The 23202-nt window shown below is 58.0% G+C and carries 21 protein-coding genes; 16 read left to right on the top strand and 5 right to left on the bottom strand.

The features are described 5' to 3' along the window. Nucleotides 1-8 precede the first annotated feature (8 nt). Nucleotides 9-926: a LysR family transcriptional regulator gene (locus B1722_RS02875; RefSeq protein WP_086791248.1), complete on the bottom strand. Its 918-nt coding sequence runs from the start codon at nt 924-926 to the stop codon at nt 9-11. A gap of 109 nt (nt 927-1035) precedes the next feature. Between B1722_RS02875 and B1722_RS02880 the strand changes: the two genes are divergently transcribed. Continuing rightward, a complete protein-coding gene (locus B1722_RS02880) occupies nt 1036-1788 on the top strand; it encodes an SDR family NAD(P)-dependent oxidoreductase (RefSeq protein ID WP_041063981.1) in 753 nt (250 codons plus the stop codon). 142 nt (nt 1789-1930) lie between these two features. Here the strand turns inward: B1722_RS02880 and B1722_RS02885 are convergent, their stop codons facing one another. Beyond that, entirely contained in the window at nt 1931-2647 is a 717-nt protein-coding gene (locus tag B1722_RS02885) for a lipopolysaccharide kinase InaA family protein (RefSeq protein ID WP_371851361.1), read from the bottom strand. Between the two features lie 282 nt (nt 2648-2929). On the opposite strand from B1722_RS02885, the gene B1722_RS02890 reads away from it, so the two are divergent. The 9 genes from B1722_RS02890 (at nt 2930) to B1722_RS02930 (ending at nt 11427) form a co-directional block, all read left to right on the top strand. Beyond that, nucleotides 2930-3919: an aldo/keto reductase gene (locus B1722_RS02890; RefSeq protein WP_041063987.1), complete on the top strand. Its 990-nt coding sequence runs from the start codon at nt 2930-2932 to the stop codon at nt 3917-3919. After that, nucleotides 3916-4506 (top strand): flavodoxin, encoded by a 591-nt coding sequence (locus tag B1722_RS02895; RefSeq protein WP_086791252.1) that lies wholly within the window; start codon nt 3916-3918, stop codon nt 4504-4506. The genes B1722_RS02890 and B1722_RS02895 overlap by 4 nt, the downstream gene beginning before the upstream one ends. 24 nt (nt 4507-4530) lie before the next feature. Next, nucleotides 4531-5523 carry an aldo/keto reductase gene (locus B1722_RS02900; RefSeq protein ID WP_086791254.1) on the top strand — a complete coding sequence of 331 codons (993 nt, stop codon included), beginning with the start codon at nt 4531-4533 and terminating at the stop codon, nt 5521-5523. A 60-nt stretch (nt 5524-5583) separates the two neighbouring features. Beyond that, nucleotides 5584-6051: a cupin domain-containing protein gene (locus B1722_RS02905; protein ID WP_086791256.1), complete on the top strand. Its 468-nt coding sequence runs from the start codon at nt 5584-5586 to the stop codon at nt 6049-6051. A gap of 225 nt (nt 6052-6276) precedes the next feature. Further along, complete coding sequence (locus B1722_RS02910; protein ID WP_174376759.1) at nt 6277-7053, top strand: carboxymuconolactone decarboxylase family protein; 777 nt, start codon at nt 6277-6279, stop codon at nt 7051-7053. A gap of 121 nt (nt 7054-7174) precedes the next feature. Then, the gene (locus B1722_RS02915) at nt 7175-8119 is read left to right on the top strand and encodes an alpha/beta fold hydrolase (protein ID WP_174376813.1); all 945 of its coding nucleotides are present in this window, start codon (nt 7175-7177) and stop codon (nt 8117-8119) included. A gap of 50 nt (nt 8120-8169) precedes the next feature. After that, nucleotides 8170-9222: an alpha/beta hydrolase gene (locus tag B1722_RS02920; protein WP_086791260.1), complete on the top strand. Its 1053-nt coding sequence runs from the start codon at nt 8170-8172 to the stop codon at nt 9220-9222. Between the two features lie 81 nt (nt 9223-9303). Continuing rightward, nucleotides 9304-10197: a LysR family transcriptional regulator gene (locus tag B1722_RS02925; RefSeq protein WP_086791262.1), complete on the top strand. Its 894-nt coding sequence runs from the start codon at nt 9304-9306 to the stop codon at nt 10195-10197. 180 nt (nt 10198-10377) lie between these two features. Then, the gene (locus tag B1722_RS02930; protein WP_041064001.1) at nt 10378-11427 is read left to right on the top strand and encodes a 3-oxoacyl-[acyl-carrier-protein] synthase III C-terminal domain-containing protein; all 1050 of its coding nucleotides are present in this window, start codon (nt 10378-10380) and stop codon (nt 11425-11427) included. A 94-nt stretch (nt 11428-11521) separates the two neighbouring features. Here the strand turns inward: B1722_RS02930 and B1722_RS02935 are convergent, their stop codons facing one another. Beyond that, nucleotides 11522-11986, bottom strand: a complete 465-nt coding sequence (locus B1722_RS02935) for a DUF3429 domain-containing protein (RefSeq protein WP_041064004.1) — start codon at nt 11984-11986, stop codon at nt 11522-11524. 205 nt (nt 11987-12191) lie between these two features. Here B1722_RS02935 and B1722_RS02940 point away from each other — a divergent pair, with 205 nt between their 5' ends. Then, entirely contained in the window at nt 12192-13223 is a 1032-nt protein-coding gene (locus B1722_RS02940; RefSeq protein WP_086791264.1) for a GNAT family N-acetyltransferase, read from the top strand. Between the two features lie 755 nt (nt 13224-13978). On the opposite strand, the gene B1722_RS02950 is transcribed toward B1722_RS02940, so the two are convergent. Beyond that, nucleotides 13979-14434, bottom strand: a complete 456-nt coding sequence (locus tag B1722_RS02950) for a VOC family protein (protein WP_086791266.1) — start codon at nt 14432-14434, stop codon at nt 13979-13981. Nucleotides 14435-14841: 407 nt separating this feature from the next. On the opposite strand from B1722_RS02950, the gene gabP reads away from it, so the two are divergent. Further along, nucleotides 14842-16248 (top strand): GABA permease, encoded by a 1407-nt coding sequence (gene gabP / locus B1722_RS02955; RefSeq protein ID WP_041064012.1) that lies wholly within the window; start codon nt 14842-14844, stop codon nt 16246-16248. Here gabP and B1722_RS02960 read toward each other — a convergent pair. Then, a complete protein-coding gene (locus B1722_RS02960) occupies nt 16239-18098 on the bottom strand; it encodes an ABC transporter ATP-binding protein (protein WP_041064014.1) in 1860 nt (619 codons plus the stop codon). The genes gabP and B1722_RS02960 overlap by 10 nt on opposite strands. Before the next feature lie 498 nt (nt 18099-18596). Between B1722_RS02960 and B1722_RS02965 the strand changes: the two genes are divergently transcribed. The 4 genes from B1722_RS02965 (at nt 18597) to B1722_RS02980 (ending at nt 23075) form a co-directional block, all read left to right on the top strand. Continuing rightward, nucleotides 18597-19856, top strand: a complete 1260-nt coding sequence (locus B1722_RS02965; RefSeq protein WP_052510576.1) for an OmpP1/FadL family transporter — start codon at nt 18597-18599, stop codon at nt 19854-19856. A 47-nt stretch (nt 19857-19903) separates the two neighbouring features. Further along, nucleotides 19904-20578, top strand: a complete 675-nt coding sequence (locus tag B1722_RS02970; protein WP_041064016.1) for a DUF3313 domain-containing protein — start codon at nt 19904-19906, stop codon at nt 20576-20578. Between the two features lie 136 nt (nt 20579-20714). After that, nucleotides 20715-22274, top strand: coding sequence for an arylsulfatase (locus B1722_RS02975; protein ID WP_086791268.1), 1560 nt, complete (start codon nt 20715-20717; stop codon nt 22272-22274). An 87-nt stretch (nt 22275-22361) separates the two neighbouring features. Next, a complete protein-coding gene (locus tag B1722_RS02980; RefSeq protein WP_218186287.1) occupies nt 22362-23075 on the top strand; it encodes a hypothetical protein in 714 nt (237 codons plus the stop codon). The last annotated feature ends 127 nt before the right edge of the window (nt 23076-23202 follow it).

Genomic DNA, 23202 nt, shown 5'->3' on the forward strand with positions numbered 1-23202 from the left:
GCAACGTCTCATGACGGCCATCGCCATTCAGGCTGGCTTAGATGTTCGGCAAAAAAGTCCGACAGCGCTTTGATTTTCACTGGCCGTGTACGCGCCGAGGGAGTGACGAAATACAAACCGCCACGGGCCATGCTCCATTGCGGTAACACCACCACCAAGCGCCCGTCTTTCAAGTATTCGCTGGCGATAAATTCCGGCAGTTCGGCGATAGCCAAGCCCTCAAGCAACACCGGCAATAACGCATCCGAGTTGGTCACTCTCAGCGGGCCGCTGGGCACCACGTCTTCTTCGCTGCCGTCTTTATGGGTGAACCGCCACACTTGGCTGCGGGCCCGGTAGGCATAACTCAGGCACGTGCGGGACGCCAGTTCGCGGGGGTGGCCAGGATGGCCATGAGCGTCCAGATAAGCCGGTGAAGCGACCAGGTATTGAGTGACGGCACACAGTCGCCGTGCAACCAGCGAGGAATCCGGCAATACGGCGATGCGCAAGGCGGCATCGAAGCCCTCGGCGATCAGGTCTACCGAGGCATCTGAAAGGTGCAAGTCAATCGACAGCTCGGGATACTGGCGCAGCAATTGCGGCATCAGCGGTGCCACCCAACGCAAGCCAAACGACATGGGTATCGCCAAGCGTACTTGGCCGCGGGGCTGGACCGATAAATCCTGAGCCTCGCTTTCCACCTCTTCAGCCTGCCGATAAATCTCACCCGCCTTGGCCGCCATGCTCGCGCCGAATTCAGTAAGTGCCAGTTGCCGCGACGTACGGTTGAACAAGCGCCCACCCAGGCGCGCCTCCAACCGCGCGACCGCCCGCGATACCGTCGGCACCGACACGCTCATGACGCGCGCCGCGCCGGCGAACGAGCCCTCTTCGGCCACCTTGGCAAACATTGCCAACCCTTCGAAATCCGGAAGTCTGCTCATTTCATTTCTGCAACGATAGGTTTCAGGCAATTCTATTTTGAAAGTTTTTCCCCGTCGATAAGCTTCTCCCACACCGCAACTCACTCAATCGAAATACGGGAGAAACACCATGACTAACAAACTCGAAGGCAAAATTGCGTTGGTAACCGGCGGCACTACAGGCATCGGTCTGGCCACCGCCAAACGCTTCGCTCAGGAAGGCGCTCACGTCTATATCACGGGCCGTCGCCAAGCAGAACTGGACGCCGCTGTTACCGCAGTTGGCAACGCCACCGGCGTGCAGGTGGACTCCACCAACCTTGATCAGCTGGACGCGTTGTATCGCCAGATTGGCGCGACCCACGGCCGAATCGACGTGCTGTTCGCCAATGCTGGCGGTGGATCCATGCTGCCGCTGGGTGACATCACGGAACAGCAGTACGACGACACCTTCAATCGCAACGTAAAAGGCGTGCTGTTCACTGTGCAAAAGGCGCTGCCGCTGCTGGCTCCAAAAGCCTCGGTGATTCTCACCGGCTCTACGGCAGGCAGTTCGGGCACGGCCGCCTTCAGTGTGTACGCCGCGTCCAAGGCCGCCGTGCGCTCGTTTGCCCGCAACTGGATTCTGGATTTGAAAGACCGCCAGGTGCGCGTCAACACCATCAGCCCCGGCGCCACCCGCACGCCTGGCCTGGTTGATTTGGCCGGCCCTGATGCCGCTCAACAGCAGGGCTTGCTCGACTACCTGGCGTCGCTGATTCCCATGGGGCGTGTCGGTGAGGCTGATGAAATTGCCAGTGCGGCGTTGTTTCTGGCCTCGGATGACGCCAGTTTCGTCAACGGTATCGAGCTGTTTGTTGACGGCGGCCAGGCGCAAATCTGAGCAGTCAGCGGGCGACTGTTGCGGTCGCCCGCCAACCCACGCCTGAGCGCGCCCAGTACCAATCCGGACGGCGTTCGCTGGTGCTATTGTCAGGCGCCGTGGGACACGCAGATTGAGCGGGTGTCACTGCCGCACAACCTTCTTACAAAGTTCTGCCAAGGGCTTGCTCGTAGCAGGAAAGGAAATGCCGCCACTGCGACTCATCCCAGAAAGAATGCCGTCTGAGTTGAGGAATGTCGTGACGCGCCGCGCCCATTGCCGTAGCACGACCGCGAGACTTCTCCAGGTCCAGCAGCGCCAGTTCGAAATCGAAGTCAGCGTCAGTAATCGACGCCTTGATAAAGATGTGTTTGGAACGCATGCAACCGTGCTGCCATTTGCCCGAGTGCAGCCGCGCCAGCATTTGCGCTAAACGTTCAAGCAGTCGCAGATGTTGCGCTGTGGTCAACAGGCTTGCAGCGCCCTGGCCATACCAGGTATCCAGATCGATGAAGCCACCCAGGTCTTCGGTCACCAGAACACCCTGCCATAGGCCGTCGACTTTTCTCGCGCCATAAAATACCGGCCTTGGCGCATTCACGCCCAGTTGCTCGAGTCTTGAGAGGGCAACGCCTTCACGCAATGCGGTGGGTCGGCCAGTGGGGTAACGCAGACTGCGGAACAAATGGCCGGTCTGACGCTTTACAAAAAACGTCTTGTCACCTTGAACAATCAGCTGGACACCGCTGGTGCCGCTGCGGCGCACATTCGGCGGCTCCACCCACGACCCGGACGTACCCCACCAGAAATCAAACTCATCGCGTGCCCTGCCCATTGTGTGCTCCATTTTTTGTAGAAATTGTTTCGTGCGACGTCGCAACAGCAGCTCAGTCTATTTGTGGACGTTAATAGTTCCCTATTTATCGTGGATGTTAGGGCCATCTTGAGGCTTTTACGCAACGATGTGACAGAAATTGGCATGGAAGGTATTTATCCCTTCTGGGAGACCGTTGCTCGCAACGTCACATTCAGATGCCGGCAGAGCGCGGTCGACACATCGAGTGACTGATGAGTGAGCCTCATAAACCCTTGCCGATTTACCCGTCTAGTGCCCTTACTCACGCTCGCTTACTGTGCTCCCAACGTCTGACGGGAGATCGACATGCACAAGCGCACACTCGGAAACAGTTCACTGCAAGTGTCAGCTTTGGGCTTTGGCTGCATGGGCTTGAGCCATGGCTACGGTCCAGCGACAGAAACGCCGCAAGCGATCTCGCTGATTCGCAAGGCCGTTGATCTAGGCGTCACCTTCTTCGATACCGCCGAGTTTTACGGCCCTTATCTCAATGAGCAAGTCGTCGGCGAGGCGCTGTCCCCGGTTCGTGACCAGGTCGTGATCGCCACCAAATTCGGCTTCGCCGTCGGTGCTGACAACACAAAGCAGACTCTGGACAGCCGGCCCGAACGTATTCGGGTCGCCGTCGAAGGTTCGCTGCGCCGACTGAAAACCGATTACATCGATTTGCTTTACCAACACCGCGTCGATCCGGACGTGCCGATCGAAGACGTCGCCGGGACGGTGAAAGACCTCATCAGCGAAGGCAAGGTCAAGCATTTCGGCCTGTCGGAGGCCGGTGCACAGACCATTCGCCGTGCGCACGCGGTGCAGCCGCTCACGGCGCTGCAAAGCGAATACTCGCTGTGGTGGCGCGAGCCCGAACAGGAAATCCTGCCGACGCTTTGGGAGTTGGGCATCGGCTTCGTGCCATTCAGCCCTTTGGGCAAGGGCTTTCTCACCGGCACGGTGTCGGCGGAGGCCACTTACGGCAGCGACGATTTTCGCAGCATCGTGCCGCGCTTCAGCCAATCGGCGCTGCAAGCCAATCAGGGGTTGGTGGTATTGATTCGCCAGATCGCCGCGCAGAAACACGCAACACCGGCGCAGATCGCTTTGGCCTGGCTGCTGGCGCAGGCACCGTGGATCGTACCGATTCCGGGCACGACCAAGCTGCATCGCCTGGAAGAAAACCTCGGCGGCGCCGACATCACCCTCGATGCAGCCGAGCTGAAGGCGATTGATGTTGCGCTGGCGCAGATCCGCATCGAAGGCGAGCGCTATCCCGAGGCCCTTAAAGCGCGTGTCGGTCGATGAGCAACGATCACGATCCGCTGCGGCGCACGGTGATCGCCGCACTGGCCAGCGCTCCGCTGCTGTCGCTCGCCGACACGCAAGGCGCCAGTGCAACACCGCGCTCAGGCTCGCGGATTCTGGTCGCGTACTTTTCGCGCTCGGGCAATACCCGCGTGGTTGCCGGGCTGATCCAGCGTGGGCTGGGTGCCGATCTGTTCGAGATTCGCCCGGCCCACGCCTACCCCGAGGACTATCTGCAAACCGTGGAACAGGCGCGTCAGGAGCGTGACAGCGGCTTCGAACCCGAACTGCAAAACAAGGTTCACGCCCTCAGCGACTACGACACGATTTATCTCGGCTTTCCGATCTGGGGTGAAACCGCGCCGCCGATCGTGCGCACCTTCCTCAGCGCCCACGACCTGACCGGCAAGACCCTCATCCCCTTCAACACCCACGGCGGTTATGGCTTGGGCAACAGTCGCAGCGTGCTCGTCAAGCACGCGCCGAAGACTAAGGTTCTGGAAGGTTTTGTGATGGAGGGTGAGCAAGAGCGCAAGACCATGGAGCGCGTGAATGGCTGGCTGAGCGATCACCCCCTCACGCGTTAATCGAATTCTGTACGGAGTGACATCATGAAAATCCGCACGTTGGGCAATGGCCTGAAAGTGTCCGCACTGGGCCTTGGTTGCATGAGCATGACGTCGGCCTACGGGCCGGCTGCCGACCAAACCAGCATGATCAAGCTGATTCGTTCGGCCCACGAGCAAGGCGTCACCTTGTTCGACACCGCTGAAGCGTATGGCCCGTTCGCCAATGAAGAACTGCTGGGCGAGGCCTTGCAGCCGATCCGCGAGCAAGTCGTCATTGCTACCAAATTCGGCTTCGATATCGACCTGATCACCGGCGCACGCGGCGGCGGCACCAACAGCCGCCCGGCGCATATCCGCGCCGTGGCCGAGGCCTCGTTGAAGCGTCTGCGCACCGATTGCATCGACCTGTTTTATCAGCACCGCGTTGATCCGCAGGTACCCATCGAAGACGTCGCCGGCACGGTCAAGGCGCTGATCGCCGAGGGCAAGGTCAAGCATTTTGGCCTGTCTGAGGCGGGTGTGGAGACCATACGCCGGGCTCACGCGGTGCAACCGGTCACGGCGGTACAGAGCGAATATTCGCTGTTCTGGCGCGGCCCGGAGCTGGAACTGCTGTCGGTGCTGGAAGAATTGGGGATCGGCTTCGTTCCGTTCAGCCCGCTGGGCGCCGGTTTCCTCACCGGTCAGATCGACGAGCACACGCAGTTCGACGCAAGCGATTTCCGCAATGTCGTCCCGCGCTTTTCCCCTGAAGCGCGCAGGGCCAATCTGGCGCTGGTCGATGTGGTGAAAGCCGTCGCGCAACGCAAACACGCCACGCCGGCACAAGTGGCCCTGGCCTGGTTGCTCGCACAGAAACCGTGGATTGTGCCGATCCCGGGTACGACGAAACCGCATCGCCTGGAAGAAAACCTGGGCGCGGTCGAGTTGCCATTGAGCGCAGATGATCTGCGCGTGATCAACGAGCAGATGGCGCAAATTCAGGTGCACGGTGAACGCCTGCCGGAGTCGGCACTGAAAATGACCGGACTTTGAGTCTGCCCAACGCGGCGCTGCGTGCGGCGCCGCTTTCATTGCCTGACCGGAGTTGATCCGATGAACCGATTGATCGCGCCACTCGTGGCTTTCTCACTCATGACCGCAGAAGCCCAGGCTGCCAGTGAAATCCGCGTTACCCCGAACGGTACCCAGCCCTCGATCAAGGGCGCGGCGCAAAACTTTACCGGCGCTGTGCGCGTCGATGGCTTGTTCAAAGGTGACGCGCCCGCGCGCATCGCCGGCGGCACGGTGACCTTCGAACCTGGCGCACGCACGGCGTGGCACACCCATCCGCTGGGGCAAACGCTGATCGTCACCGCTGGCGTTGGCTATGTGCAGCAAGAGGGCGGCCCGCGTCAGGAAATCCGTCCGGGCGACACTGTCTGGATTCCGCCGAACACCCGGCACTGGCACGGCGCCACGGCCAACAGTGGCATGACCCACATCGCCATTGCTGAAGCCGAGGACGGCCAGACCGTCACCTGGGCCGAGCAAGTCTCGGAGGCGCAATACGCCGGCCAATGAAGTTACAGAATGTGTCGAAGTTGTTCGTTCGGACTCTTCCGGCAAACCATCATCTGACCTCCGGGCCCCGTAACAGCGGGGCCGAGTCAGGACTCCAGCGGTGATGGCAACGTTGACTCATGAGTTTTGCTCAGGAGTCCATGCGCCTTTTCGGGGTTAATCGCCACAACCATCCTCCGTACGATCCAGCAACACCGCAGTGACCTGCAATGGATGGAACCTTTCATGATGACCACTGACGCACGCAAGTGCACCGCCCTCTCCGCACTCATGGCGCTTTGTCTGGGCGTTGCGGCGATCTTCAGCGTTACCACTCAAGCAGCCGAGGCAGCGCAAACCATGACCAACACACCCGCCAGCGCAACGACATTGTCGAGCCAACAACAAGCGATTTCACTGATCGCGGCTTTCATGGCGACCAGTGACATGCCTCACCTCAACACCGCGCTCAACCAGGGACTCGATGCCGGCCTGACCATCAGCGAAACCCGCGAAATTCTGGTGCAGCTCTACGCGTATGTCGGCTTCCCGCGCAGCCTCAACGCCTTGAACGAGCTGATGACGGTGGTGCAGGCGCGCCAACAGCGCGGCATCGATGATGCGCCGGGACGCGAGCCGGGCCGCGCTATCCCGACCGGTGACGAACTGCTGGCCGCCGGCACCGCGAATCAAACCAGAATCTCCGGCGGCCCGGTCAAAGGCCCGGTGTTCGAGTTTGCTCCGGTGATCAACCGCTTCCTGCAAACACACTTGTTCGGCGACATCTTCGAGCGCGACAACCTCGACTGGCAAAGCCGCGAACTGGCGACTGTCGGGGCGCTGGCAGCCACGCCTGGGGTGGAATCGCAGCTGCGCTCGCACATGGCGGCGAGCCTGCGCGTCGGTCTCAGCGCGGCACAATTGCGCCAGGTTACCGAGCTGCTGAAAAAACACGGCGATGCGCAGACGGCTGAACGTGCCGACACCGCGCTGACCCAAGCCCTCGCAGCTTCGGGGGCATGACATGAAAGCTGCAAAACATTTGCTGTGCCTCTCACTGTTGAGCCTGCTGGCGGCCTGCGCAAACCCTTCCGAAGGCCCGCTGCTGATCCAGAAGCAAGGCAGCTTCGCCGCTGGCGGAACGATGATCACGGCACCGGGCACTTTCAACCCGCGCCAACCGATGGCGCCCAACGGCCAGACTTACCACGGTGACCACGCCTACGCGTTCTATCAGATCCCGGTCGATGCGCGAAAACTGCCCATCGTCATGTGGCACGGCGCGGGACAATTTTCCAAGACCTGGGAAACCACTGCCGATGGCCGCGAGGGGTTTCAGAACATCTTTCTGCGCCGGCACTACGGCGTCTATCTGATCGATCAGCCTCGGCGTGGCGATGCCGGACGCAGCATGGTCGAGACCACACTCAAGCCTGTGCCTGACGAACAACTGTGGTTCAACCAGTTCCGCATCGGCCTATGGCCCAACTACTTCAATGGCGTACAAGTGGCACAGGACGCACAAACCCGCGAGCAGTTTTTCCGGGCGATGACGCCAAACACCGGGCCGTTCGACATGGGCGTGGTCTCCGACGGCGTGTCGGCGCTGTTCGACAAAATCGGCCCGGGGATTTTGTTCACCCATTCGCAAGGTGGCGGGCCGGGCTGGTTGACGGCGATCAAGAACGACAAGGTCAAAGCCATCGTGGCATTCGAACCGGGCAGCAGTTTCGTGTTTGCTGACGGTGAAGTGCCGGCGCCGATTCCCAGCGCGTTCGACACGGTGCAAGGCGCAGCGGTGCCCATGGAGCAATTCATGGCGCTGACGCGCATTCCGATTCTGATCCTCTACGGCGATAACATCCCGGAACAGGCCGTCGACCTGCCTGCTCAGGACAGTTGGCGCGCACGCTTGAAAATGGCCCGGCTTTGGCGTGACGCGGTCAATCGACATGGCGGTGATGTGCGACTGATCCACCTGCCGGAGATTGGCATTCACGGCAACACCCACTTCCCCATGTCGGATCTGAACAACGTGCAGATCGCTGACCTGGTCGCGCAATTCCTCAAAGAAAAACAGCTGGACTGACCCCAACACTTTTGCAACTGCCGCCCTAATTGATTGCTCAGGAGCTTCACGTGAAGAACACTCTCAAAGCCACGCTCATGTCGGCATTGGTCGGCCTCTCGGCGGGCGAGGCCTTGGCCGCCGACTACAAAAAGAACCCTTTCACCCTCGCCTACGACGGCGCGATCAGCAAGAACGAACCGGGCAAGGTCAATATCCACCCGGTCAAGTACTCGCTCAATGGTCTGGACATCGCCGCCAACGTGTACACCCCGGCCAACTACGACGCGCAGAAGACTTACCCGACCGTGGTCGTTGCACACCCCAATGGCGGCGTCAAAGAACAGGTTGCCGGTCTGTATGCCCAGCGCCTGGCGGAACAGGGCTACATCACCATCACGGCCGATGCGGCCTATCAGGGCGCCAGCGGTGGTCAGCCGCGCAGCATCGATAAACCGGCGTATCGCATCGAGGACATCCACGGCATGGCCGACTTCATCAGCCAGTTTGCCGGTGTCGATGACAAGCGTCTGGGCCTGCTTGGCATCTGCGGCGGTGGCGGCTATTCGTTGGCGGCGGCGCAAACCGATAAACGCTTCAAATCGCTGGCGACCGTAAGCATGTTCAACTCGGGCCGGGTACGCCGCAACGGCTACAACGACTCGCAAATCGACAGCATCCAGCAACGTTTGCAACAGGCATCAGCAGCCCGCGCGCAGGAAGCGGCCGGCGGTGCAGTGCTGTATTCGGGCGATGCCAACCTCACCGATGAGCAGATAGCCAAACTGCCCTTCGAACTGTATCGCCAGGGCTACGAGTACTACTGGAAAACCCACGCACACCCCAACTCGACCTTCAAATACACCACCAGCAGCTTGCTGGATTTGATGCGTTTCGACGCCACCGACCACATTGAACTGATCAATCAACCCTTGCTGATGATCGCCGGCAGCAAGGCCGACAGCCTGTACATGACTCAGGATGCCTTCCCCAAAGCCACCGGCACCTCGGACAAGGAAGTGTTCATTCTCGATGGCGCGACGCATATCGAAACCTACTGGGTGCCGCAATATGTTGATGCGGCGATTGGCAAGCTCAGCGAATTTTACGCACGCACCCTGTGATGAGCGCCTTGAGGGTCGCGCATCCATGCGCAACCTGCTTTCATGGAATAATCCCGCGTCCCTCATGAGAGGCCCTCATCAATGTCCCGCGCCAACCTCAACGACCTGCAAGCCTTCGTGGTGATCGCCCGCGAAGGCAGTTTTACCCGCGCAGCCGCACAACTGGGTGTCTCGCAGTCGGCGCTGAGCCACACCATGCGCGCCCTCGAAGCTCGGCTGGGCGTGCGCCTGTTGACGCGAACCACACGCAGCGTTTCGCCGACCGAGGCCGGCCAGCGCTTGTATCAGTCGATGGCGCCGCGCTTCGATGAGATCGAACTGGAACTGGCTGCGGTCAGTGAATTTCGCGACACCCCGGTCGGTAATGTGCGGATCTCGGCGTCCGAACATGCCGCCAACAATATCCTCTGGCCGAAGCTGTTGAAGGTGCTGCCCGACTACCCGGACATCAAGGTCGAAATCACGGTCGACTATGCCCTTTCCGACATCGTTGCACAGCGCTATGACGCCGGCGTGCGTCTGGGCGATCAGGTGGCGAAGGACATGATTGCCGTGCCGATCGGTCCGTCATTGCGCATCGCGGTAGTGGGGTCTCCCGAGTATTTCAAGCACCGACCGATCCCGCAGGCACCGAGCGATCTGGCTGCGCACAACTGCATCAATCTGCGCCTGCCCACCCACGGCAGCCTGATGCAATGGGATTTTGAAAAAGACGGTCACGAACTCAAGGCGCGCGTCGAGGGGCAATGGACGTTCAACAGCAGCATGCCGATCCTGCGTGCGGCGGAGGCAGGCTGCGGGCTGGCGTTTCTGCCGGAAGACATGGTCATGAGCCAGTTGGCCAACAGCACACTGGTGCGCGTACTTGAGGATTGGTGCCAACCGTTTGCCGGTTACCACCTTTACTACCCGAATCGTCGTGAACATTCGTCCGCGTTCGGGGTTGTGGTGGATGCGCTCGTTTATAAGGAATGACGCGTTAAATTGACTCAGATCATGATTCAATTCGATTGAGGAAAATAACCAACAACTTTCTTGATCCGCATTTTCTTTGTGCTAAAAGTATTGCCGCCAGTGGCTCCTTACAGGGATGAGTAAGGGTTTGCTCATCCGCAGCCATTGCCCACGGATGCATACTTTCAACAAGGAAGTCATATGAAAATAGTTGGGCTGTCCGGGATTCTCCCGTCACGCATTATCAGCAATCAAGACGTTATAAACCTGGTCGAGGAACACTCTAAAGATACGTTCCAGGAAGACTTGCCAAAAACCTTGAAGACCATCAGCAAGTTGCTTGAAAAAAGCGGCAGCGGCACGCGGCACTGGCTGGGCGCCGACGAGACGCCGATGGAACTCATGGAGACAGCATTCAACTCCGCGCTCGCCCAAGCCAATATCGACAAGGCCGATCTGGACCTGCTGATCTATCCGAACGTCACGCGAGGCTTCATCGAGCCGGCCAACAGTACCTTCATCGCCAAGGCGCTGGGGCTGAGCTGCAGAAACTTCGATGTGGTGGACGCCTGCAACGGCTGGGTGACCGCCATGGATGTCATCAACAGTAAAATGCAGGCCGGCGAGATTCGCTACGCGGCGATCGTCAATATGGAATTTGGCATGTCTGCTGGCGGGCCGGTGATGCCCAAGAACTTCTCTTTACAGTCGTCGGCGGAACTGGCTTACAAGTTTCCGAGTTTTACCATTGGCGAAGCTGTCACGGTCACCATCCTCAGTCATGAAGCCCCCGGCAACTTCAAGTTCTCGTACATCAACCGGCCGGACTTGAGTGACTTGTCGACCATCTCCCTGCCGGACTGGAAACTGTTCTGTAATGAGGAAGATATTCCGCGTATTTCACCGACCGGCGGCCAGTATCAATTCAATTCCTACGCAGCAGCCTTGCATGAAGACGGTCGCAACGAAGCGATAAAAGTCTTCAACTTGCAAAACGTCTCTGCGGCGGATGTTCATAAAGTATTTATTCATACCGGTTCACCCAAGATGTGGGAGCACATTGGGCAACTGATCGGTATTGATCACAAGCTGCACCACGTCGGGCATAAGACCGGCAACATCATTACCGCGTCCATCCCCTACGGCATCTTCGATGCGATGAGTCGTGGCGAAGCCGAGACCGGGCAGTTTTGCATGGGCTGGGCGGGCAGCGGCGGGATGGTTTTCTCCGCGCTGTCGTTTACCTTGTAGGGCCTGATGCAACTTGCCGTCGTGAGGCGGCAAGTTGCTCATCCATGATCTTGTTAAGACACTCTCACTGCAGACGATTCGGGCAGGCGCGGTTTCACGAATGAATGACTACAGCAACTGCGCCAGTCAGCAGGCAAACACACGCCACGGCCGTCAGGCGCAATCGCATTGGCAGGTACCAGGCTTGCAGGCTCACAACCCGAACCAACTGCCGGTCTTGCCAGAAGTGCACGACAAATCCGATGATCAACAGCAAGCAACCCACTGGCACCGGCAGTAACGTGCTGAGCCAAGCGACAAGGGCCGGCATGACACTCCACATAAGCCGGTCGCGGCGCAGTTCGTCACTCATGTTTTGCACTGACATGGCGAACCCCCAGTGCAAGGCGCCGATGAAGCTGAGGATGACAGCGCCATAGTTGACCAGCGCTACCGCCCAAAACATTCGATATTCCAAAGATGTGAGGATGAGTAGCACAAGGCCAATAAACGGTAGTAAACCGCCATAGCCCAGCAGGCAGACATACCTTGGCGGTGAGAGCGAAGATGACAGGTTCATTTCAATTGCTTCCAGTGCCCGATACACAAGACTGTAGACCCAAAAGCTCCGACCTGATGCGCACGCCGCCGCGTATAAACGCCCTTCCTCTCCAGCAGTTCGGCATGAGTGTCAGTCTGTTACGCCCAGCCCTTCCCTGACTGTATCTGTGCGTCTGGCCACTTTGCTGCGAGTATTCCTGCACTCACCTGGCGCAGTGAATTTGATGGACCTTATTGCTGATTTCCCCGAGTTTTTCCTGCCACGCTGCACGCTGCGGCGAATTCATCGTCGTGATGTCGATGCGATTTTCGCCGGGCTGTCTCACCCGCAGGTGATTGCCCACTATGGCGTGTCTTACAACAGCCTCGAAGCGACGGACGAACAGATGCGCTGGTACGACGCATTGCTGGAAGAACGCCGGGGTATCTGGTGGGGCATCGCACTGCCGGGGCGCGATGAATTGGTGGGCGCCTGTGGCTTCAATGATTGGTCTCATGCCGATCGCAGCCTGGATATCGGCTACTGGCTGATGCCGGACTACTGGGGGCGAGGTCTGATGCAGGCTTGCCTGCCCACCCTTCTGCGCTTCGCCTTGAGCAACCTCGGCGTCCACCGCATTCACGCCGACGTCGAGCCGGAAAACCCCGCCAGCGCCCGCCTGCTGGAGCGGCTCGGTTTCGTGTTTGAGGGAACCCTGCGGGAGTTGGAGTACAAGGACGAGCGCTTCCTCAGCCTGCACCAGTACAGCCTGCTGGCCACTGACCCGGCGGCGCGAGCGTTATTGGCGGACGAGACGCCGATCCTGCGGCTATGCCGTGGCGCGGATGCACCGGCGCTGAGTGCCCTGGCCCGGCGCAGCAAGGCCCACTGGGGTTATCCCGAAGCATGGATGGAGGCCTGGGAACCGGCGCTGACGTTAACCCCGGCACATCTGACCGGCCATTACGCGGTGCTGGTCGCGGCGGATGGCCCGCCACTGGGATTCTATGGATTGGAGCGCGACGAGGATGGCTGGCAACTGGAGCATTGCTGGGTCGACCCGTCGGCCATGAACGGAGGCCACGGACGACGCCTGGTGGAGCATGCACTGGCTGTGGCACGCGGCCTGGGCGTGTCCACCTTGTCGGTGGAGTCCGATCCGTCGGCCCAAGCCTTCTACGAGCGACTCGGTGCCCGGCATGTGCGCAATGTATCGCGCCCGGTGTGTGGCGAGCCCCGGCAACTGCCGGTACTTGAATGGTGGCTTGGTGAGTAACGCTTTGTGGCGAGTGAGGACGGCAGATTTATTGGCTGCTGGTGGGCGGCTTTTGGCCTATGACAGTTGTTTGTGGGTGGCAGCTATCGGCTGCGGATTCAACCGGTCGACTGATTACGGACCCAAGGCAGTCAGTCAATAATGGATAATGGCAGAAACCGGCCCCAAGAAAACTTTTGCTGCTTAGATATCAACACAGATTGGTCTCTGCACTGGACTGTAAATTTATGATTACTACGGTGGACCAATATGATTGCTCAAACTATTTCGTCGTCGTGCATGGCATTGACGCTCAGACCTATGAACGGATGGCTGTTCACTTTGAATGTCGTCGCGGCGGTGTGCGACCGACGGACCAAAGCAGGTTTATCTCTATCCCAGTAACAGTTGACACTCTAGGTAGCACTCTTGCTTGGGTCAAAACCGAGTTAAACGGACGCCATTACGAGCTGCATTTGATTGTGTCCGTCGCGACAAACTTGTCTTGGGGCGAGGTTCTCATCCCCCCGCAAATAGCTTTGCTCGCTGGCCAGGCTGAAGCCGCGATTAAGATTGCGTTCCAACTCAAGCGAACTTGATCCGATGGCAGGCAGTGCCTGCTTTGTAGATCCGTCTTTCCCTAACGGCTGCTTTTGGCCGACCTATCCCAGTTGTTGCCTGTTAGCGAAGGGCTGCAATCGAATAAAAGCTGGCGTTGGCACTGCACAGCTCGCCGCCATTGCCAAGTCACTTAATCCAGGAGTGGCCGCTATTTTTCAGATAAACGCAGTCTCGATAAACGCTTCCAGCGCCTTTTCTTCGAGTATCTCGATAGAGAAATGCCCGAAGCGCTTTGGTAACCAGATAATGCGTGTGCCGGCCGGGGATTGCAGATTCGCGCGAGGCAATGGCGCTCCATTTTCGTCTTGAGGCTGAACACCCGCGTCCATCAGCTCGTCATAGGCTTTTTCGATATCTTTCGTTGAGTAGCAGTGGCGGTAAATCATGCCTTCACCTGAAGAATCCAAAAGTTCTTTCAGATTGCCTGCCAACGGTTGCACCAGCATGAAACGTTCTTGACCTATCAGTGCAATCGCGTAGCGAACATGCAGACCGCCCCGCTCCCAGACAAGCGTTTTGGAAATCCTGGCGTTTAGTATGTGTGCGTAGTAAGCACAGGCTTCCTCGAGATTATTGACCAGTACATCTACATGACTGAACTTCAGATCCATTGCATAGCCCCTGTCCAAAAGCCCCCATCGTAATAGTCAGCCACTCGCCGGCGGACGCTATCTGATCTACCGCCCTGAATGTTGACATATTCGCATCGATCTTTTCCCTGCTGATGCGCGGTTCGGTCGAATAGCTGAGAGATTCGTAGAAAATTCCAATACGACCCCATGGTATTCACATGTCGATATCAGACACGATCATGGCGCAATCAGGCTACTGAATCAGCGACAAGGCCGGCTAAGGTGCCGTGTCTTCGTATCAAATGACCCCGCTCGGATCATGGGGTTGATAAGAACTGCGGCGGTTGGACGGGCTTCTTTCGGGAGTTTCAGCAGGCAACGATGGTGCTCGATCGGGTGCCCGTTCAATTCGCTTAAATGTCGATCAGCAGAGAATAAAAATACCGATGATCAGCCCGAACTCCATGGATTCGAGTAGCCAATTGGCGCAGGGCTTCAAGCCTCGTCACGTCACAATGCTGTCCATCGCCGGGATTATCGGCGCCGGTTTGTTCGTCGGTTCAGGGCACGCCATTGCCGCAGCGGGGCCGGCCGTGCTGCTCGCCTATCTGTTTTCCGGTTTGCTCGTCGTGCTGGTCATGCGCATGCTCGGCGAGATGGCGGTGGCCAATCCGGACACCGGTTCGTTCTCCACCTATGCCGACCAGGCCATCGGCCGCTGGGCCGGTTTTACCATCGGCTGGTTGTACTGGTGGTTCTGGGTGCTGGTCATTCCTATCGAAGCGCTGGCAGCCGGGCATGTGTTGAACCAATGGTTTCCGCAGGTCGATGCCTGGCTGTTCGCGTTGGGATCGATCATTGCGCTGGTGGTGACCAACCTGTTCAGCGTGTCCAAATATGGTGAGTTCGAGTTCTGGTTCGCCATGGCCAAGGTCGTGGCAATCATCGGCTTCATCGGTGTCGGTTTTGCCGTGTTGATGGGTTGGGTTCCCGACCGTGAAGTCAGCGGATTGAGCAGTCTGATGGCCACGCACGGCGGTTTTGCGCCCAACGGCTTGTCGGCGGTGGTCGGCGCTTTCATCACGATCATGTTCAGCTTCATCGGCACTGAAGCGGTGACCATTGCCGCTGCCGAATCGAATAACCCGGCGCAGAACATCGCCAAGGCCACCCGCTCGGTGATCTGGCGCATTGGCGTGTTTTACCTGCTGTCGATCTTCGTGGTCATCTCCGTAGTGCCCTGGAATGATCCGTTGCTGGCCTCGGTGGGCTCGTATCAGCGCGCCCTGGAAATCATGAACATTCCAAATGCCAAGTTCATGGTCGACGTCGTCGTCCTGATCGCCGTGGCCAGTTGCATGAACTCCTCGATCTACATTGCCTCGCGCATGTTGTACTCGCTGGGTCGTAGAGGCGATGCACCAAAAGCGCTGAAGGCGACTTCCGCGGCTGGCGTGCCACGGGCCGCCGTGATCGCCAGCACCGTGCTGGGCGCATCGATCACCGTATGGAGCTACTTCATGCCCGCCGGGCTGTTCGAGTTTCTATTGGCCAGTTCCGGGGCGATTGCCTTGCTGGTGTATCTGGCGATTGCGGTGTCGCAGCTGCGCATGCGGCGGATATTGCAACAGCGCAAGGTCGAGCTGACCTTCCGCATGTGGCTGTTTCCCTGGCTGACGTGGCTGGTGATCGGCTTCATCTGTGCGGCGCTGGCGGTCATGATGATCACCCCGCAGCACCGCACCGAAGTCACCACCACTATTGGTCTGGCGCTGGCAATCTCCTTTATCGGCCTGATGACGTCGCGTCACCCTGCCCCGACGGCACGAGCAACGTCGGTGGGTCAGGCCTGATCCACCGCCTCGATCACGCCTTTGTCCTCACCCAGGAAGCCGCCGCTCTGATGCGCCCACAGCCGTGCATACACGCCGTTTTTCTCCAGCAATTCGGCGTGGGTGCCCTGCTCGATGATGCGTCCGTCATCCATGACAATCAGCCGGTCCATCGCCGCAATCGTCGACAGTCGATGGGCGATCGCGATCACGGTCTTGCCCTGCATCATGTCGTCGAGGCTTTCCTGAATCGCCACTTCAACCTCCGAATCCAGCGCACTGGTGGCTTCGTCCAATAGCAGAATCGGTGCGTTCTTCAGCATCACCCGGGCAATCGCCACCCGTTGGCGCTGGCCGCCGGACAGCTTGATCCCGCGCTCGCCCACCAGAGTGTCGTAACCGGTATGACCCTGGCGATCACTCAACTGGCTGATGAATTCGTCAGCCTGGGCGTTGGCCGCCGCGCGGCGGATCTGCGCGTCGGTGGCATCGGGCCGGCCGTAGGCAATGTTGTCGCGAATCGAGCGGTGCAGCAGCGAAGTGTCCTGCGTAACCATGCCAATGGCACTGCGCAGGCTGTCTTGAGTCACGTGCGCAATGTTCTGGCCGTCGATCCGAATCTCGCCACTGTCGACATCATAGAAACGCAGCAGCAAGTTGATCAGCGTCGATTTGCCGGCACCGGAGCGGCCCACCAGACCGATCTTTTCCCCGGGGCGGATGCTCAGGCTCAAGCCATCGAGCACCTGACGCTCGCCACCGTAATTGAATTTCACTTTGTCGAACGTCACAGCGCCGCCCGAGGTCACCAACACGCCGGCATCCGGCGCGTCCTGCACCTTGGTGCCCTGGGTCAGGGTCGCCATGCCGTCCTGAACGGTGCCGATGCTTTCGAACAGCGAGGTCATCTGCCACATGATCCAGTTCGACATGCCATTGATCCGCAACGCCATGGCGGTGATCGCCGCCACCGCGCCGGCGCCGACATCGCCCTGGTGCCACAGCCACAGGGCATAGCCGCCCGCTGACATGATCAATGCCACCACCAGGGCCTGATTGACGATCTCAAACAGGCTGACCAGACGCATCTGGCGAAAACCGGTTTGCTTGAAATCCTCCATCGCCGCCCGTGCAAAGTGCGCTTCGCGGTTGGAGTGGGAGAACAGTTTCACCGTGGTGATGTTGGTGTACGCGTCGGCGATACGCCCGGTCATCATCGAGCGCGCGTTGGCCTGCTCCTGGCCGACCTTGCCCAGCCGCGGCACGAAGTACCCCATGGCCAGCCCGAACAACACGACCCACGCGAGAAACGGCAGCATCAGCTTCAGCGCAAAACCGCCGGCCAAGGCAATGATTGCAATGAAGTACACGCCGATCCCGGGCAGGATCTCGATCATGGTGAACAGCACGTCGCGCACCGCGAGCGCTGTCTGCATCACCTTGGTCGTGACCCGTCCGGAAAACTCATCGGAGAAAAACGAAAGGCTTTGCCGCAGCATCAGCCGATGGAAATCCCAGCGCAGGCGCAGTGGCAGGTTAATTGCCAGAATCTGGTGCTGAACCATGGTACGCAACGCTACCAATCCGACACTGAGCACCATGACGATGCCCATGCCCCACAACACGCGACGCTCCTGCGCAGCCGCTTCCCCGCCCGCCTGCCAGGTCGAGAGCAGATCGACGACCTGGCCGAGGAAGGAAAACAGCCACGCTTCATAAATCGACACGGCGGCGCTGAGCAACGCCAGCGCTAGGACGTAGCCGCGCGCCCCCCGAGTGCAGGCCCAGAGAAACCTGGCCAGACCGTTGGGCGGCGGTGGCAACTCGTCAGGCGGGAATGGATCGAGTCTTCGTTCAAACACACGAAGCATGGTGTTCTCCAAAACAGTCAAGTCAGGGAGATTCTGCCATCGATTGGATCTCGGGAGGTCTTTGTGAAGAAGTATGTTCTCATCTGGATGACTCCCTTTGATGGTCGTCCACATGACGAATCGAGATCACGCGGTTTCAACCTCGGGTTGATACCAGAGCGTCAATGCGCCTCATCAGGAAGAGTTTGATTCCAAATAAATGCGCAAACTCTACAACATAGGCGACGCCATGCGCTCAAGGGTTTCCCACGGCTGAAAGTGGCGCCTCGGGGCAACGGCAACGAGGAACTAGTGCGTTGGCGTCAGCCTGAGGGGAACGAAGGGGTTACTTGATATTTATCAACTCGGTCGACCCGCGTTCATCGACACTCCTCATTGAAGGGCGTCAACAAAGTGCTCGGAACGTTCAGCGAGATCACGTTCATCGGTCCTCGTAATCTTTAGCCTGATTCCGATAAGACTAATAACAGTGGATTGAAAAAATCCAGGGACGCTCAGATGGCCAAGAAACTGATCTGCGGCACGTTGTGCCTTTGTGTCTCTTCGTGGGCACACGCCGGTGGGATCATGTTGTATGAAGTCGGCAGCGATAATACGGGACTGGTCAATGCCGGCGCTGCTGCACGGGCTCAAGGTCCGTCGACTATCGCCAGCAACCCGGCAGGTATGAGCTATCTGGAGGGCACACAAATAAGTGCCGGTGCCCAACTGCTGTTTGGCAATGTGAGTTTTGATCAAGATTCGTCTACCACCAGTAGCGGGGGTAATGGCGACAACGGTTTGGGCCTGACACCGGGGGCCAGCTTTTTTATCAGCCATAAACTGGATGATCAATGGAGTATCGGATTTGGCTCCTATGGCGACTTCGGTCTGGCGGAAAGTTTTGGTAATAGCTGGACTGGCCGTTATTACGTGCAGGACGCCAGCATTGTCGGCCTGTCATTGGTTCCCAGTGTGGCTTATCGCTTTAATGATCAGTGGTCGCTGGGCGTTGGCCTGAAATCCATGTACGGCATGCTGAAATCGCAGACAGCGATTAATCGCGCGCCCCTCGGTTTGCTCGACCGCAGCGATGGCCAATACAAGTATGAAGACGGCACCTGGGGCTATGGCGCTAACCTGGGTGTGATCTATTCACCTCAGGCAGCTACCCGGATCGGTCTGGCCTACACGAGCGAAGTCGATCTTGATTTCGAAGATCGTCTGGACGTTAAAAGCTCGGGGCCATTGTTAAATAATCTGGACGGTCTGAGCACCAGGATCGGTATGAGTGTGCCGCAAACAGCCACGCTCAGCCTTTATCAGCAGCTCGATCTGCAATGGGCGTTGTTGGCTACCGTCAACTGGCAGGACTGGTCAAGTTTAGGAGAAATTTCCCTGCAGGTTGACACCAATGCCGCCGGTGCACAGTCGACCACTGTCAATGCCAACTTCAAAGACACCTACCAACTGGCGCTGGGTGCGCAATATCAGGCAACCCCAAAGTTGCTGTGGAATGTGGGCGTTGCATATGACACCTCCGCAGTATCCGACGCAAATCGAAGCCTGGTTGTGCCGGTGGGTGCCACATGGCGCCTGGGTACTGGCGCCAGCTATGCGCTGGATAAAAGCACCCTCCTGAACTTCAGCTGGGATGTGGTCTGGATGGGCGACTTGCCAGTTGATCAAACTAAGTCCTTGTCTGGCCAACGTACTTCCGGCCAGTTCAGTAATGCCTGGATTCAAACCTTGACCGGCAATATGACTTGGCGCTTCTAGCGCCTGACCAGTGAATAACAAAAAGCAACCCTGGAGTACCACGTCAAATGAACATGTCTCGCACGTTATTTATTGGTGTTGCGTTGAGCGGCCTGCTACTCGCGGGTTGCGTCTCGAAAGTGACCGAGCAAAACCAGTATTCAGGGTTCTTGCCCAGTTATGACGGTTTAAAGGAAGTCTCGACTCCGAGCGGTCAGAAAACCATGCGCTGGATGGCTCCAGGCTTCAAACCGAGTGCTTATGACACCGTGGTTTTCAATCAGTTGGAAATGTACCCGACGCCGAAACCGACTGAGCGAGTCAACATGCAAACCCTGCAGTCGTTGCAGGTCTACGCCAGCACCAGCGTAAAAAACACCCTGTCGCAAAGATACAGAGTCGTACCCACCCTGCAAGCCGCACCTGCCGGTTCACGTACCTTGATCATGCGGGCGGCGATCACAGGCGTTTCAGCCTCCAATGAGGGCATGCACTGGTATGAAATAGTGCCGATCGCGGCCGTTGTGGGTGGGGTTTCTGCCGCCACGGGTCATCGTGATCAGAATACCGAACTGTATGTCGAGGCCTACTTTGTGGATGCCACCTCCGGTTTACCGGTTGTAAAAGTGGTGCGCAAAGTGTTCGGCAAAACCCTGGAGAACAACAGTCAGGCGATTACCGCCAATGACTTCAAGGCTGCCATCAAAGGCGTCACGGACGATATGAGCGCACTGCTCAAATAGCAACTCGGCTTAAAGGCGCATGTAAGCCAATCCCCTGCAATTGTTTCCGCGCTGACGGGCAATAAACACAAGGAGTCATACCGCACTAAAACGAGACTTCATTATTTGATTGCTGAGTCAATCAAGGAGAAATCACATGACGTTAAAACGAACCCCGAGCAGGCTATTTGCCGTCGTCGGGATTGTCCTCCTATCAGCCATGGCTCACGCGGCTGACAAAAAGCCCAACATCCTGGTCATCTGGGGAGACGACATCGGCATCGAGAACATCAGTTACAACAACCGCGGCATGATGGGCTACCAGACGCCTAACATCGACCGCATCGCCAAGGAAGGCCTGGGCTTTACTGACTACTACGCTCAGCAAAGCTGCACCGCCGGACGTGCTGCCTTCATCGGTGGCTCCGTCCCCATTCGCAACGGCATGACCAAGGTTGGCCTGCCCGGCGCGAAGGAAGGCTGGCAGAAGACTGATGTGACCATGGCCACGATCCTCAAGAGTCAGGGCTACGCCACTGGCCAGTTCGGCAAGAACCACCAGGGCGACCTGGACGAGCATCTACCCACCATGCATGGCTTCGATGAGTTCTTCGGCAACCTCTACCATTTGAACGCTCAAGAAGAACCAGAGAATCTGGACTATCCGAAAGACCCTGCATTCCTGAAGAAATACGGACCGCGCGGGGTGCTCCACACGTTCGCTGACGGCAAGGGTGGCCAGACCATCCAGGACACCGGCCCGCTCACCAAGAAGCGTATGGAAACCATTGATGAAGAGACCGTCACGGCCGCCAAGGAGTTTATTACGCTTCAAGCCAAAGCCGGCAAGCCGTTCTTCGTCTGGTGGAACGGCACACGCATGCACTTTCGTACCCATGTGAAGGCCGAACATCGCGGTATTTCCGGGCAGGATGAATACAGTGACGGCATGGTCGAGCACGATATGCAAGTAGGCGAACTGCTCAAGGTCATTGATGACCTCGGCCTCGCCGACAATACGATTGTTCAGTATTCAACGGACAACGGTCCGCACTACAACAGTTGGCCTGATGCAGGCACCACTCCCTTCCGCAGTGAAAAGAACACCAACTGGGAAGGCGCTTACCGGGTGCCGATGTTTGTGCGCTGGCCCGGCCATTTTGCGGCAGGCGCCACGCTTAACGGCATCGTTGCACATGAAGACTGGCTGCCGACCTTCGCTGCCGTTGCCGGTGTGCCGGACATCAAGGAACAGTTGCTTAAAGGCACGGACCTTAATGGCCGTCATTACAAAAACTACATCGATGGCTACAACCAGCTCGATTACTTCACTGGCAAGACGAAAGACTCTGCGCGCAAAGAGTTCATCTATGTGAATGACATTGGTGAGATCGTCGCCGCTCGCTTCCAGGACTGGAAGGTCGTCTTCATGGAAAACCGCGAAGAAACCATGAATCTCTGGCGCGAACCATTCGTTGAACTGCGTGCGCCATTGATCTTCAACCTGCGCCGCGACCCGTTCGAAAAAGCTCAACATAACTCGAATACCTACAACGATTGGTGGATCGATCACGTTTACGCGATCGTGCCAATCACCGAAATGGTCGGCAAATTCCTGATGACCATAAAGGACTACCCGCCTAGCCAGACGCCCGGCTCATTCAATCTGACAAAGATGCAGAAACAGATCGAAGACATGTCAGCAGGGAAACAATAATGATGTTCACAAAATGAAACGCTGAGCCCGCTAACCGAGCCGCACCCGTTTCACTGGGTGCGACTTCTATTTTTGAGAGTCGCCCCCATGAATACTATGCGCATACAAACGGTCCTGGTCGCCGTAGTGGTTAGCGTACTTGCATCGATAGCGACCAGCGCACAGTCCAAAGTCATCGCCATCGACATCCTGTTGGAACCAGACAGCACGATGCTTAGATACTCCGACGCCAATAACGCACGCCTGCTTGCTGTGTTCCCGAAGGGTTTCGCCCTGGATGCCGAACACCGTCCACATATCACGCTGATTCAGCGTTTCGTCCGCACAGAGGATCTCGGCAAGGTCTATGCCGCTGCCGAGAAGGTCCTCGTCAGCGCCAATGTGAACGCGATGAAGCTGGAGGCGTTCAAGTACTACTACGCTCCCGTTGGAGCGGTCGGGGTCGCAGGTATTTGCGTGAAGCCAACGCCGGAAATCATCAAGTTGCAAGCGGACATCATTGCCGCTGTAAAGCCCTTTGCGGTGGAATCCGGACCTATTGACGCTTTTACTGCTGCGCACGACAACCCCGCCAATGACGCGGCGCTCATCCAATACGTATCAACATTTGTTCCGAAAATGTCGGGTGAGAATTTCAATCCACACGTCAGCACGGGCATTGCGCCTCGTGTCTATCTCGACAAGATGAATACCGAGGCATTCCAGTCGTTTGTTTTCTCCCCGGCCGGCGCGGCCGTCTACCAGTTGGGGCCTTTCGGCACCGCTGCGAAAAAACTCAAAGCGTGGGAACTGAAACCTTAAAACGCTAGAAGTAGGTGTGGCTAGAAAGTAGATGTGTATTGGTCAACCTACCTGTAACTTCGCCCCTTTGACCGTTCTCCGCGCAGACGGTCAGAGGGGCAAAATTCGCCAATTCCTGGCAATCAAC

Origin of the sequence: Pseudomonas sp. SCPG-7 (genome assembly GCF_002156405.1) — a bacterium.
Classification (GTDB): Bacteria; Pseudomonadota; Gammaproteobacteria; order Pseudomonadales; family Pseudomonadaceae; genus Aquipseudomonas; species Aquipseudomonas parakoreensis.

Coding starts and splice junctions, on each gene's coding strand:
- B1722_RS02905 (WP_086791256.1), top strand. CDS start 5,584: ATGAACCGATTGATCGCGCCACTCGTGGCTTTCTCACTCATGACCGCA.
- B1722_RS02890 (WP_041063987.1), top strand. CDS start 2,930: ATGCACAAGCGCACACTCGGAAACAGTTCACTGCAAGTGTCAGCTTTG.
- B1722_RS02940 (WP_086791264.1), top strand. CDS start 12,192: ATGGACCTTATTGCTGATTTCCCCGAGTTTTTCCTGCCACGCTGCACG.
- B1722_RS02875 (WP_086791248.1), bottom strand. CDS start 926: ATGAGCAGACTTCCGGATTTCGAAGGGTTGGCAATGTTTGCCAAGGTG.
- B1722_RS02970 (WP_041064016.1), top strand. CDS start 19,904: ATGAACATGTCTCGCACGTTATTTATTGGTGTTGCGTTGAGCGGCCTG.
- B1722_RS02900 (WP_086791254.1), top strand. CDS start 4,531: ATGAAAATCCGCACGTTGGGCAATGGCCTGAAAGTGTCCGCACTGGGC.
- B1722_RS02895 (WP_086791252.1), top strand. CDS start 3,916: ATGAGCAACGATCACGATCCGCTGCGGCGCACGGTGATCGCCGCACTG.
- B1722_RS02975 (WP_086791268.1), top strand. CDS start 20,715: ATGACGTTAAAACGAACCCCGAGCAGGCTATTTGCCGTCGTCGGGATT.
- B1722_RS02910 (WP_174376759.1), top strand. CDS start 6,277: ATGATGACCACTGACGCACGCAAGTGCACCGCCCTCTCCGCACTCATG.
- B1722_RS02880 (WP_041063981.1), top strand. CDS start 1,036: ATGACTAACAAACTCGAAGGCAAAATTGCGTTGGTAACCGGCGGCACT.
- B1722_RS02935 (WP_041064004.1), bottom strand. CDS start 11,986: ATGAACCTGTCATCTTCGCTCTCACCGCCAAGGTATGTCTGCCTGCTG.
- B1722_RS02915 (WP_174376813.1), top strand. CDS start 7,175: ATGATCACGGCACCGGGCACTTTCAACCCGCGCCAACCGATGGCGCCC.
- B1722_RS02930 (WP_041064001.1), top strand. CDS start 10,378: ATGAAAATAGTTGGGCTGTCCGGGATTCTCCCGTCACGCATTATCAGC.
- B1722_RS02960 (WP_041064014.1), bottom strand. CDS start 18,098: ATGCTTCGTGTGTTTGAACGAAGACTCGATCCATTCCCGCCTGACGAG.
- B1722_RS02925 (WP_086791262.1), top strand. CDS start 9,304: ATGTCCCGCGCCAACCTCAACGACCTGCAAGCCTTCGTGGTGATCGCC.
- gabP (WP_041064012.1), top strand. CDS start 14,842: ATGATCAGCCCGAACTCCATGGATTCGAGTAGCCAATTGGCGCAGGGC.
- B1722_RS02950 (WP_086791266.1), bottom strand. CDS start 14,434: ATGGATCTGAAGTTCAGTCATGTAGATGTACTGGTCAATAATCTCGAG.
- B1722_RS02980 (WP_218186287.1), top strand. CDS start 22,362: ATGAATACTATGCGCATACAAACGGTCCTGGTCGCCGTAGTGGTTAGC.
- B1722_RS02965 (WP_052510576.1), top strand. CDS start 18,597: ATGGCCAAGAAACTGATCTGCGGCACGTTGTGCCTTTGTGTCTCTTCG.